General features: G+C 71.7%; 10 protein-coding genes. 4 read left to right on the top strand and 6 right to left on the bottom strand.

Annotated elements, in window-relative coordinates; translation table 11 throughout:
- The first annotated feature begins 328 nt into the window (after positions 1-328).
- Positions 329-1,477: a hypothetical protein gene (locus ACIBIW_RS33910; RefSeq protein ID WP_399341924.1), complete on the top strand. Its 1,149-nt coding sequence runs from the start codon at positions 329-331 to the stop codon at positions 1,475-1,477.
- 60 nt (positions 1,478-1,537) lie between these two features.
- On the opposite strand, the gene ACIBIW_RS33905 is transcribed toward ACIBIW_RS33910, so the two are convergent.
- Positions 1,538-2,458: an SDR family NAD(P)-dependent oxidoreductase gene (locus ACIBIW_RS33905; RefSeq protein ID WP_399341922.1), complete on the bottom strand. Its 921-nt coding sequence runs from the start codon at positions 2,456-2,458 to the stop codon at positions 1,538-1,540.
- A gap of 99 nt (positions 2,459-2,557) precedes the next feature.
- Between ACIBIW_RS33905 and ACIBIW_RS33900 the strand changes: the two genes are divergently transcribed.
- Complete coding sequence (locus ACIBIW_RS33900; RefSeq protein WP_399341920.1) at positions 2,558-3,223, top strand: TetR family transcriptional regulator; 666 nt, start codon at positions 2,558-2,560, stop codon at positions 3,221-3,223.
- A 69-nt stretch (positions 3,224-3,292) separates the two neighbouring features.
- Here the strand turns inward: ACIBIW_RS33900 and ACIBIW_RS33895 are convergent, their stop codons facing one another.
- The 5 genes from ACIBIW_RS33895 to ACIBIW_RS33875 all read right to left on the bottom strand — a co-directional run bounded on the left by ACIBIW_RS33895 (position 3,293) and on the right by ACIBIW_RS33875 (position 9,915).
- Positions 3,293-4,756: an alpha/beta hydrolase gene (locus ACIBIW_RS33895; RefSeq protein ID WP_399341918.1), complete on the bottom strand. Its 1,464-nt coding sequence runs from the start codon at positions 4,754-4,756 to the stop codon at positions 3,293-3,295.
- A 19-nt stretch (positions 4,757-4,775) separates the two neighbouring features.
- Positions 4,776-6,098 carry a family 43 glycosylhydrolase gene (locus ACIBIW_RS33890; protein ID WP_399341915.1) on the bottom strand — a complete coding sequence of 441 codons (1,323 nt, stop codon included), beginning with the start codon at positions 6,096-6,098 and terminating at the stop codon, positions 4,776-4,778.
- Between the two features lie 309 nt (positions 6,099-6,407).
- Positions 6,408-7,121, bottom strand: a complete 714-nt coding sequence (locus ACIBIW_RS33885) for an ABC transporter ATP-binding protein (RefSeq protein WP_399341914.1) — start codon at positions 7,119-7,121, stop codon at positions 6,408-6,410.
- A gap of 5 nt (positions 7,122-7,126) precedes the next feature.
- Positions 7,127-8,509, bottom strand: a complete 1,383-nt coding sequence (locus ACIBIW_RS33880) for an ABC transporter permease (protein ID WP_399341913.1) — start codon at positions 8,507-8,509, stop codon at positions 7,127-7,129.
- Between the two features lie 143 nt (positions 8,510-8,652).
- Positions 8,653-9,915 (bottom strand): ABC transporter permease, encoded by a 1,263-nt coding sequence (locus tag ACIBIW_RS33875; protein WP_399341911.1) that lies wholly within the window; start codon positions 9,913-9,915, stop codon positions 8,653-8,655.
- Between the two features lie 152 nt (positions 9,916-10,067).
- Between ACIBIW_RS33875 and ACIBIW_RS33870 the strand changes: the two genes are divergently transcribed.
- Together ACIBIW_RS33870 and ACIBIW_RS33865 are read left to right on the top strand one after the other, a co-directional pair.
- Entirely contained in the window at positions 10,068-10,730 is a 663-nt protein-coding gene (locus ACIBIW_RS33870) for a response regulator transcription factor (protein WP_399341909.1), read from the top strand.
- A complete protein-coding gene (locus ACIBIW_RS33865; RefSeq protein ID WP_399341907.1) occupies positions 10,721-11,944 on the top strand; it encodes a sensor histidine kinase in 1,224 nt (407 codons plus the stop codon). The genes ACIBIW_RS33870 and ACIBIW_RS33865 overlap by 10 nt, the downstream gene beginning before the upstream one ends.
- Positions 11,945-11,985 lie beyond the last annotated feature (41 nt).

The following is an 11,985-nucleotide window of genomic DNA, read 5'->3' as shown; positions in this document are numbered from 1 at the left end:
GTCTCGTCGTGCCGACGGTTCACGCGTCGACCGGGGCGGTCGTGGGCTTCGTCCGCGCGCTCGTGTGGAGAGTCGGTGTGGAGGCCGATGGCCGGTGTCTCGCGCGTACACCTGTGACGAACCGCTCCACGGCCCATACCGTAGGAACCCGGCGCATTTCCGAGGCGGCAGCGGGCTCTGCCTCTGCCCACGGAACGGAAACCGTTCACCGACTCCGCCGACGGACCGTCACGGGGTTCCGAGCTGACCACTGGGAATCGGGGAAGGCCCCCTGCGTCTGTCCTGGTTGAACCACGGGGCCCATGTGTGCGTTGTAGGTTACGTATCCGTGACTACCGTGGAGGATTTCGTGCCCAAACAGACAGATGGGCAACACGCTGCCGATGTCCATACTTTTTATGGCCTCGATGGAAGTGCACCCGTCGTGGCTCCGGGGTACCTGCCGACGCGCCGCGCGGCTAAGGGGGCCAGTGAATTCGAAAAAACGATGCGGTTGCGGCTCCGCAGCCTCTCCCAAGGTAAATATAAGGCGGGACCGGAAGAGGCGCAGGCGCTGCAAGAGGCGCGGCTGCCCCTGAAAGAACGCGAAGGAGGCGGATGGTGCATTGACGGCGATGCTGCACGCAAGGAAAATGACGTCGTCAAAGATGTTGTAGACCAGCAACGTGCTGCTGATGTCCGTACTTTTTATGGCCTCGATGGAAGTGCACCCGTCGTGGCTCCGGGGTACCTGCCGACGCGCCGCGCGGCTAAGGGGGCCAGTGAATTCGAAAAAACGACGCGGTCGCGGCTCGGCAAGCTCACCCAAGACAGCCACAAGGCGGGACCGGAAGAGGCGCAGGCGCTGCAGGACGCGGGGCTGCCCCTGAAAGCACGCGAAGGAAGCGGATGGTGCATTGACGGCGATGCTGCACTCAGGGAAAAGGACGTCGTCAAAGCTGTTGTAGACCAGGAACGTGCTGCTGATGTCCGTGCTTTTTATGGCCTCGATGGAAAAAATGCACCCGTCGTGGCTCGGGGGCACCTGCCGACGCGTCACGCGCCTGCGGGGGCCAGTGAATTCGAAAAGGCGACGCGGTCGAGACTCGCAGGCCTCGTCACGGAAAGTTACAAGGCGGGACCGGAAGAGGCGCGGGCGCTGCAGGAGGCGGGGCTGCCCCTGAAAGAACGCGGAAGAGGTGGACAGTGCATTGGCAAATATGCTGTGCGCAGGGAGAGCGGCTTGGGGGGTCTGCAGTACCCACAAAACCCCGTTAGTTCTCAGAGTTACCAGAGTCTGGGGAGCCATCCGGGACAGGTGAGCGGCAGTGGTGCTCCTGCGTGGTCGCAGGGGGTATCGGCTACTGCTGCCATGCCTGTTTACTCTTCCGGCTATGGGTATGCGGATGCTGGGCCTTCGTCGGCTGCCGGGCCGTCGGATACCAGGTGGTCGCCTGAGCCACACGCTAAAAAGGCGAGTAAGCGGGGGCGAGGGTAAGGCGGTCACGCACCCGGCACCGACGCCTTTCAGGTGCCCGCCCGTATCCGGTCGCGGGTCTCACGCCCGACCGGATGCGGTCACCGCGGGGAATGTCACGCCGGTGAGTTCCTCCGAGGCGGTCCACAGGCGTTGCTGGGTGGAGCGGTCGTGGGAGTCGGGGCTGGAGGGGACCAGCTTCGGGTATCCGCGCAGCTCGCTGCGGCCCCCGGGGCCGTAGTACTCGCCGCCGGTGACCGCGGGGTCGGTGGCGGCGCGCAGCGTGGGCAGGGCGCCCATCTCTGCCGGCTGGGTCAGCAGTGGCGCAAGCCAGGTGACGGGCAGGCGCAGCGCCGCGGGCGCGTTGCGGATCAACTCGGTGTTGGACAGGCCCGGATGGGCTGCCACCGCCACCGTGGTGCCGTGCGCCGCGAGCCGGCGTTGCAGCTCGTACGTGAACATCAGGTTGGCGAGCTTGGCCTGGCCGTAGGCGCCGACGCGGCTGTACGCGCGCTCCCACTGCAAGTCGTCGAAGTGGATGGCGGCCCGGATGCGGTGACCGGTGCTGCTGACCGTCACCACACGGGAGCCGGGGACCGGCAGCAGCCGGTCGAGCAGCAGGCCGGTCAGGGCGAAGTGGCCGAGGTGGTTGGTGCCGAACTGCAACTCGAAGCCGTCGGCGGTGGTCCGCCGCGGCGTGTACATCACGCCCGCGTTGTTGATCAGGAGGTCGATGCGCGGGTGCGCCGCGCGCAGGTCGGCCGCCGCGGACCTGACCGAGTCGAGGGACGCCAGGTCGAGGGCCTGGACGGTGACGTCGCCCGTCATGCGGGCGGCCGCCTGCCTGCCCTTCTCGACATCCCGGACCGCGAGGACCACCGCGGCGCCGCGCGCCGCGAGCATCCGGGCGGTCTCGAAGCCGAGACCGGTGTTGGCGCCGGTCACCACCGCCACCCGGCCGTGCTGGTCGGGGATGTGCTGTTCGGTCCAGTCGCCAGTCATCACGCACTCCTAAAGAACCATCGGTCTGTTATGCCTCCAAGCTAAGAGACCGACGGTCTGCTGTCAAGGGACCGGCGGTCTCTAAGCTAGGCTGAGGGCGTGACATTCAAGCGGGCGCGCAGCGAGGAGCAGCGGGAGATCCGCCGCAGGGCGATCCTGGACGCGGCGGCGGCGATGCTCGACGAGATGCCCGTGGCCGAGGTGAGCCTCAACGAACTCAGCCGCCGGGTGGGCCTCGCCAAGTCGAACGTCCTGCGCTACTTCGAGTCACGCGAGGCGGTGCTGCTCGAACTGCTCGACGTCTTCCTGGGGCGCTGGCTCGCGGACCTGGCGGACGAGCTGGCCGCGGGCATCGAGCCGCACACGGCGCCGGAGGCGCGGGCGGCCCGGCTCGCCGAGATCCTCAGCCGGTCGCTGGCGGACCGGGGGGTGCTGTGCGACCTCTTCGGCGCACAGGGCGGCGTCCTGGAGCACAACGTCTCCGTCGAGGTGGTCAAGCGGCACAAGCGCTCCTCGCTCGCGCGGCTCGCGGACATGGTCGAGCTGGTACGCGGCCACGTGCCCGAACTCGGCGCAGGCGCGCAGTGGTTCTGCCTGATGAGCCTGGTCTCCGCGGGCGCCCTGTCGGCGTACGTACCGCCGCCCCCCAGCGTCCTCGCCGCCTACGCGGAGGAGCCCGCCCTCGGCGTGCTCAACGTCGATCTGTGCGACGCCCTGCGGACCGCCCTCACCTCGGCGCTCCTGGGCGTGCTGCCGCGCGCGTGAACGGGCGTGCCCGCGGGGAACGGCGTCCGCCGGGACCTGGCTGCGGCGCCGCGCGAGCGGCCTTCGTCCTCAGCCGGGGGCGACGACGAGCGCGCCGGGGCCGAAGGGGTGGAACGCGGCCTTCGGGTCGACGGCCTTCGCCGCCTTCTGGAGCGCGGCGGTGCCCGCCCGCGACCAACTGCCCGTGGCCACGCGGTGGTTCACCGCGTCGATCGCGGCGACCTGCTCGGCAGGCAGGATGTTCAGATGCCCCGCCCGGTGCACATACGCCTGGCGCAGCAGCGCCGCGTCGCCTGCCTGCGCCATCCGCGTCCCGAACGGCGTCTCCTGCTGGGCGGCGATCACCGGGTCCGCCTCGGTGTGGACGTCGAGCAGCGGCACGGACAGCTTCGAGCCGGGGGACGAGGTGGAGCGGAGCGAGCGGGCGGCGGCGGGGTCGGGCTTCTGGTCGGCGTGGCGCGTCAGGTCGGCGAGGTCCTTCGCCAGGTCGAGGCCCGCCTTCCGGTAGAGGGCCGCGACCTCAGCCCGCTGCGGCGAACCGGCCTCAAGACGGGAGTAGTCGACGCCCGTGTTGCCCGAGACGGCGCCACCGGCCGACTGCTCAAGGGAGCGCCGGATTCCCTGCACGGCGGCGAACCGGCCGTGCGCACGGGTGAACGACTCGGCCTGCTGGGCCTCCTGGCCCGCGTAGTCGTCCGCCGCGGGCGGGGCCTGGCCCGAGGTCCAGCCGGGGAGGTTGAGCAGCGAGGCGACGAGCGCGGTGCGGGCCCGCCCCGCGGCGGTGGACTGCGCGGCCCCGACGGCCCGGTCGAGGACGGCCCCGGCGCGGCGCGCCGCCGCGTCGCTCCCGAAGCCCTGGAGCGGCGGGCGCCCGCCGTCGGGCAGCAGCAGCCGGGCTGCCGCGTACGCGCCGTTCAACTGGTAGTCGCCGAGGACGGGGCCACCGGCCACGGCACCGCAGAAGTCGACCGCACCGCTGATGCCGTGGCCCGCGCCGTCCTGCGCGATCCGCGCGGTGACCAGGCCGCCCATGGACTCGCCGACGGCGAGGGTGCGGCGCGGCGCCCGGTGGCTGGCCGCGGAGAACGCGTCGAGGGCGGCGAGCTGGTCACGCTCCGCGCTCCGCAGCGCCCACGGGGAGCCGTGCGGGTCGTACGACGAGCCGACCATCGCGTAGCCGCGCTTGAGCAGCAGGGCGCGGGTCTCCGCGTTCCTCGCGTCCTTGGCCTTCAGCGCGCCGAGGCCGTGGCTGAACAGCAGCAGCGTGCCCTTCCAGTGCGCCGGGACGTCGGCCACCCAGGTGGCACCGTCCGCGAGGCGGCCCGTCAGACGGCGTGCGCCGTCCGGCGCGGGGGAGTCGGCGGCCGGACTGTGACCGATGCCGCCGATGCCGCCGACGGGGTGGGTGCCTGCCTCGGCGGTGCAGGACACGGTCGTGGCGAGCGCCACGGCGCAGACCACCGGGACCAGTGCCGCCCGGCGCGCGCGCAGGCGCAGGCGGCGGTGGCGGTGGTGCGTGGCTCGTTCGGACATGGGGCGGGCCCTCCCGGGGTCAGTGACTCGCGGCGATGGTGACCCACTTGGCAAGGTCCGCCTCCGACGACCCGGCCACCGAGGCCCCGTCGGGCACGTGCACCGAGAGCGGGGCGTAGAAGGGGCGGCGGTGCGACCCGTCGAAGACGCCCCCCGACTCCTTCGGCGCGTCCGAGGGCTTGTATCCGGCGAAGACCAGGTACCAGTGGCCCCCGTCGGAGGCGATGGCGGGCGCTCCTGGCGCGGTGACGGCCTTCGCGGCGTAGTTCGGCCACGAGGGCTCCATGGACTGGATCAGATAGCGCACCTCCGGCCTGCCGGGCTTCCCCCACACCCCCTCGGTGTCGGTCGTCGTGACCCTGCGGTACTGCTTGCCGGCGGGCGGCAGGAAGGTGTCCGACCAGGCGATCCCGGCCTTGTACTCCGGCCTGTCGTAGGAGCCGGTGGAGTACGTCAGCGCGTACTTGCCGTTGATCCTGACCACGCTTCCGGACTCGACCAGCTTGTTCTTGTGCTTGCTCGTCGCGTACTCCGACGTGTAGTCACCGGGTGCGAGCAGGACGGTCGCCCTGCCCGACGCCGTCTTCTCCGGGGACTCCATGGGCTGCGCGAGCAGCACGTTGTCGTTCCCCACCCGCTTGCTGTAGAGCAGGTACAGCTTTCCGTGGTCCTCGAAGTACTTGCCGTCGTAGTTGCCCTTGGTCGGGTGCGTGGTGTCGCCGACCAGGAGGGAGTCGGCGACCCACGAGGTCGGAGTCCCGTGGGCCGGGACCGAGGCGGGGCGCGCGTGCATGATGACGTGCCAGTGCTTCACCTCGGGGTTCTTCTCGGTGTCCATGTGGAACGTCAGGGCCATGTCCCAGGACCCGGAGGCAAGCCGGGAGATGTCGTGGTTCTCGCTGCTCTTCAGCCGCACCCCGCGCGCCGCGAGCCGCTTCTTCAGCGCCGGGTCGACCCTGATCCTGAGCTGCTTCTCCTGGAAGCAGCCGGACTCGATGTCGCCCTGGCAGGTGATCGCCTGGTTCCTGGTCCCGGTCAGGGTCAGTGAGGACGACCCGCCGGAGGCCGACCCGTCGGGGGCCGACCCGTTCTCGGACGACCTGACGGGATACGGGTCGGGGAAGTACCCCTGCCCGGTGCCGGTGTCCACCTTCGTCGCGGGGTGGACCGCCCCGGAGATGTCGCCCGGCGGGGCGCTCGCCGACGCGCTCGCGGACGCGCTCCCCGAGGCGGGCTTCGTGCCGTGCGCCCCCGAGGACGACGGGTGGCAGCCGGCGGTTCCCATGCCCACCACGGCGACGGCCGCCAGCAGGATGCGTGTACGACGTCGCTGCCACACCATCGAGCCTCCAGTGTCTCGCTGCGCGAACCCCGTGAGGGTCCGCTGCGCGCGGCTTCGGCCCGTCCGCCCGGGACGGCGTCGGGGCGCCGCGTTCTCACCGGCTTTGGTAGCACACCGACGACGCCCTCCCGGACGGCCGCGTTCTCGCCGCCCCCGCCGTGACGAGGTCTTCCTCGCCCCCGCCGCCTCGCGCACCGCACTTCCGGGCGCCGTTTTCTGCCCTGACGGCCCACAGGAACCGGCGGAACGTATCGGGACGGCCCCCCGACTCCGCCCCTACGGCCGGGGGCCGCGGGCCGGGTCCCGTCCTCACCCCGCCTGCTCGGTGAGGCGGCCCTTGCGCAGCACGAGCACCCGGTCGGACTCCGCGGCCAGGCGCTGCGAGTGGGTGACGACCACCACGCACTTCTGCTGGGCGTGGGCGAGGTCGCGGAAGGCGTCGGTGATGCCCTGTGCGGTGTCCTCGTCGAGGTTGCCCGTGGGCTCGTCGGCGAAGAGTATGTCGACGTCGCAGGCGAGCGCGCGGGCGATGGCGACGCGCTGCTGCTGGCCCCCGGAGAGCCGCAGCACGTTGCGGGTGGCCGTCGTCCTGTCGATGCCGATGCTCTCCAGCAGCCGCAGGGCGTGCGCCTTGCGGCTGCCGGCCCCGGGCCTGGCGCCGGTGATCGCCATGGCGGTGGTGACGTTCTGGAGCGCGGTCATGTACGTGAGCAGGTTGTACTGCTGGAAGACCGTGGCGGCGTGCTTGTTGCGGTAGCGGCCGAGGCCGAGGTCGGTGAGGTCCCGGCCGTCGAAGCTGATGGTGCCCTTGGTGGGCGCGTCGAGTCCGCTGGCCAGGCTGAGCAGCGTGGTCTTGCCGCTGCCCGAGGGCCCAAGAACGGTGTAGAAGGTGCCGCGTTCGAAGGCGTAGTCGATGTTCTTGAGCACGGTCGTCCTGCGGCGCTCGCCCGAGTACGTGTGGCTGACGCCGGTGAGCCGCAGGACCGGCGGCGTGGCGGTGGCGGTGGCGGGGGCGGTGGTCATGGCGGTCAGGTGCCCTTCGTGAGGATGGCGCGGGGATGGAGGCGCAGGACGGCGCCCGCCGGGACGGCGGTGGCGAGCAGCACGATGCCGAGCCCGACGGCGCCGACGGTGACCAGGTCGGACGGGGACGAGGCCACCGTGATGCTGTCGATGGGGTCGGCGTTCTCGACCGGCTCGTCGTCCGGGTCCCTGCCCTGGTCGAGGCCGGTGCTGCCGGGCGGCGGCGGCTTCCAGGAGTCGAGCTTCCGCTCGGCGGCCGCGGCCTCCTTGCCGAGGAGCGCCTGTCCCGCGCGCTGGGTGAGGTCCGGTGCGCACAGGGCGCCGATCCCGATGGCCAGTGCCGCCACGAGGGCGGTCTCCAGGGCCTGCTGGGCGATCATCCGGCCCCTCTTCTCGCCCATCGCCAGCAGCACCCCGTACTCCCTGCGGCGCTGTTTGACGGCGAGGTTGACCAGGAGGGCGAGGACGGCCGCACCGGCGACGGCCATCAGCCACATCGCGACGGTGGCCGTGGAGCGCACGCTCTTGAGCGGGCCCGTCATCTGCCGGACCGCCTTGTCGTTGGCTTCCAGCTTGAATCCGGCGAGCGCGGAGCCCCCGATGCGTTCGGCCCCGCCCGTGAAGGCGCCCTGCCGGTCGGCGTCCTTGAGGAGGAAGGTGGCCTTGGCGACCTGCGGGGCACCGTGCTGCTGGGGGTCGAGTGAGGCGAGGCCGCCGACGGTTCCGTAGACCATGTTGGCCGGGCTGATGCCGTACTCGGCGTCGGCCTGTCCTGTGGGGCGCGGGTCACGGTAGACCCCGCTCACGGTGAACTCGCCCGTGGTCTTCTCGTCGTTGCCCGCCAGGGTGACGCGGTCACCGGCCTTGAGGTGGTTCTTCCTGGCGAGCCGTTCCTCTATCAGGAGCCGCTTCTTGTTCCGGTCGGCGGACGTGAGGTGCTTGCCGGACAGCAGGGTGAACTTTCCGCTGCGGAAGTCGGGCAGCAGCGAGGAGTCGAGGACGCCGATGCCCATGGTGCCGTGGGGGCCCATGCCCATGGAGTCCGCCACGCCCTCCACCAGCTTGGCGCCGCCCCTGAGAAGGGCACGGTCCCACACCGTGTAGGAGTAGCTGCGTACCTGGGGCAGCGCCCCCATCTTGTCGACGGTCGCGGAGTCGATACGGGGGGCCGTCAACTGCCCGCCTGCCGTCATCTGGTCCATGTCCATGTCGAGGGTGACCTCGGCGCCCACGGAGCGTCTGGCGTCCCGTTCCGCCCGCGCCGTCGCGTGGTCGATCAGGACACCGGCCAGCACCATCACGGAGATGACGAGGAAAGTGGCGAGGGTGATCAGGGTGCGGCCCTTGCGGGCCCACAGACTGAGCCCCGCGCGTGTGACGAAGTTCATCGGGATCGGCTCTCTCGGTCCTTCTCGGGGACGCGTTCGGATGCGGCTTGTCGGGCTCGTTCGGGTTGGTACAGACTCGTTTTGGATTCGTTCTGATTCGTTCGGACTCGCCGCGCCCGGGTGCGGGGGGACGGCCCGGCGGGCTACTCGCCGTCGGTGAGGATGCTTCTGGGGTGCAGGCGGAGGATGCCGACGCCCGGGACGACGGTGGCGACGAGGGAGATCCCGAGTCCGATGCCGCCGACCTTGCCGACGGTGGCGGCCTCCACCCGCACGCGCGGCGGCGCGACGCCCGCGTCCTGCGCGTGGTGCGCCGCGGGGGGCTCGTCGGCCCGGTGGCCGAGGAACGCGTCGCCCGCGGACTGCCCGCCGAGGGCGCCTGCCAGCGCGGCGAGCGCGACGGCGGGCACGGCCACGGCCGCCACCTCCACGACGTGCTGCCCGATGAGCTTCCACTTCCGCTCGCCCAGCGAGAGGAGCACCCCAAGCTCGGTACGGCGCTCACGGATCTGGAGCGTCACGACGAGGCCGAGGATCAGCGCGCCCGCCAGCGCGATCACCCAGATGACCAGCCCCGCGAAGGTGCCGACCCGCTGGATCGGCCGCACCTGGTCGCGGTACGCCTTGTCGTTGACGCGGAAGTCGAAGGTGCCGCGGCCGAGGAGGTCCTGCGCTCTGGCGTACAGCTCCTCGGCCTGCTCGGGCGAGCCGATCCGGTACCCGGCCTCGGAGACCGGGGCGGCGTTGGCGGCGAGCCGCTGTGCCGTGCCCACCGGGACGTACAGCGTGTTGCCGGGCAGTTCGTGCGGGGCCTGGCTCGCGGACGGGTCCTGCCGCGGGTCCCGGAAGATGCCGACGACCTTCAGCGGCACCTCGTGCCCGCCGTCGCCCGACACCATCCGCACCGTGTCGCCCACCCGCAGCCTGTTCCGGCCGGCCAGGCTCTGTTCGACGACCACGACACGGTGGCCCGCGTCCCCGGGGGCGATACCGCGGCCCTCGGTGATCTTCGTCGAGCCGTATGAGAAGGACAGCAGCATGCCCTGGTCCCGGATGCCGTGCACGGACAGCGGCTTGGGCTCCCGCGCCCCGTGCCCCGCCCCGCCGCCCGGCGCGAGGGGTTCGAGGCCGTGGGCGGCGGCCCGTACCTGTAGCTCGGGGCTGTAGCGGAGCACCGGGCCGAAGTCGCCGAGCCGGTCCGCGTCCGACGGTGTCAGGTCCTTCTTCCTGACGGTGACGTCGACCCCGACGGTGCGCCGGGCGTCGGCCTCCTGGCGCGCCGCCGCGTCCTGGAGCAGGAAGCCCCCCAGAAGCAGGGTGCAGAGGGCGAAGAAGACGCCCAGCAGACCGGCGGTCCTCGACTTTCTGGCCCCCAGGCTCATCCCGGCGCGCATGGCGAAGTTCATGCCGCAGACCCAAGCAGCCCGCCGTTTGCACGGGGATAAACGCGTTACGGCGGCATAAGGAGCACAGGGGGCGGCGCCCCGCGCTGGCCGGGGGCGAGCCGTCGTACCGCGTCCTTATTCGGCTGTAATGGCGCCCCTGCTTCCATGAGGGCATGAGAGTCCTGGTTGCCGAGGACCACCGTGTCCTCGCCCGCACCGTCGCCACCGGTCTGCGCCGTGCGGTGATGGCCGTCGACATCGCCCGTACGGGCGTGGAGGCCGAGCAGATGTGCCTGCTCACCGCCTATGACGTACTGGTCCTCGACCGCGACCTGCCCGAGCTGAGCGGGGACGAGGTGTGCAGGCGGCTGCGTGAACTCCAGGACCCGCCGCGCATCCTGATGCTGACCGCGGCCGGTGAACTCACCGACCGGATCTACGGCCTCACCGCGCTCGGCGCCGACGACTACCTGGCCAAACCCTTCGACTTCACCGAACTCGTCGCCCGGGTACGGGCGCTGGGCCGCCGCGCGCCCAAGCCGCCCTCCACGGTGCTGCGCTTCGGGGCCGTCACCGTCGACGCGACCCGGCACGAGGCGAGCGTCGACGGCCGTCCGCTGGTCCTGACCCCCAAGGAGTTCGCGGTCCTGCATCTGCTGCTGAGCGCCGACGGAGCCCCCGTGCCGCACGACACGCTGGTGCGCACCGTCTGGGACGAGCACCTCGACCCGCGCACCAGCGCCGTCCGTGCCACCGTCAGCCGGCTGCGCGGCAAGCTCGGGGACCCCGGCCTGATCCTCGCCGACCGGGGAGAGGGCTACCGGCTGTGCGACTGAGCCCGCGCGCCCTGCTGGGCCGCGTGCCCTTCCGGGTGCGCCTGGCCGCGGCCTTCTCCGGGCTCTTCCTCGTCGCCGGAGTGATCCTGCTCGCGTTCGTGGTGGTGCTCGCGCGGTACGGGACCGCCCAGCAGGCGCAGTCCCTCTCGATCAGATACGGGAACGCCGACGTGCCGGACCGCGCGGGCGGCTCCGCACCCCCCTTCGCGACCGCGCGCCCCGGCACCGGGGGCAGGACCCATGCCGCTCCCCCTACCGCCGGGGGCGACTTCGCCGAGGTCCAGAAGATCGACAGGACCGTGCAGACCGTGCAGGACACGGCGCTGCGGCAGATGCTGCTCTGGTCCGCGGTCGGCCTCCTCGTCATGGCCGTCCTGGCCGGGCTGCTCGGCTGGTGGCTCGCGGGGCGTGCACTGCGCCCCGTCGTCTCCGTGACCGAGGCCGCACGCCGCATCAGCGAGCAGAACCTGCACCAGCGCCTCGGGCTGACCGGCCCGCCCGACGAACTCCACCGTCTCGCCGACACCTTCGACACGATGCTCGACCGGTTGCAGAAGTCCTTCGAGAGCCAGCACCGTTTCGTCGCCAACGCCTCCCACGAACTCAAGACCCCCCTGGCCGTGCAGCGCACCAGCCTCCAGGTGGGCCTCGCGGACCCGCTGCCCGAGGGGCTGGCCGAGGTGCGCGAGGACCTGCTCGACGCCAACCGCGAGGCAGAACGGCTCGTGAACGCGCTCCTCCTGCTGGCGCGCAGCGACCGCGGCCTGGAGGAGACCGTGCCGGTGGATCTCGCCGTCACCGCGCGGTTCGCCGCCGCGACGCTCGCCCCGCGTGCGCGGGAGCAGGACGTACGCCTCGACCTCGCCACCACCGCCAGAACGCCACCGGTCGTCTCCGGCGACCCCGTGCTCCTGCGCCATCTGCTGACCAACCTGATGCAGAACGCGGTGCAGTACAACCACGCGGGCGGCCACGTGCGGGTACGGATCGCCGCCCGTACCGTGACGGTGACCAACACCGGGCCGCCGGTGCCGCCCGCGCGCGTGCCCGACCTGTTCGAGCCGTTCCGGCGCCTCGACGGGGACCGCACCACGACCGCGGGCCACGGACTCGGCCTGTCCATCGCCGCCTCCATCGCCGAGGCCCACCACGCGACACTGACGGCGCGGCCCCGCGCCGGGGGCGGGTTGACCGTCGTCCTGACCTTCGACTGAGGGAACTGAGGGGAGGGGCGGCGACCGGGCCCGCATACCCG

Source organism: Streptomyces sp. NPDC050560 (assembly GCF_044457285.1).
Lineage (GTDB): Bacteria > Actinomycetota > Actinomycetes > Streptomycetales > Streptomycetaceae > Streptomyces.
This window is presented reverse-complemented; position numbering and strand designations above follow the sequence as displayed.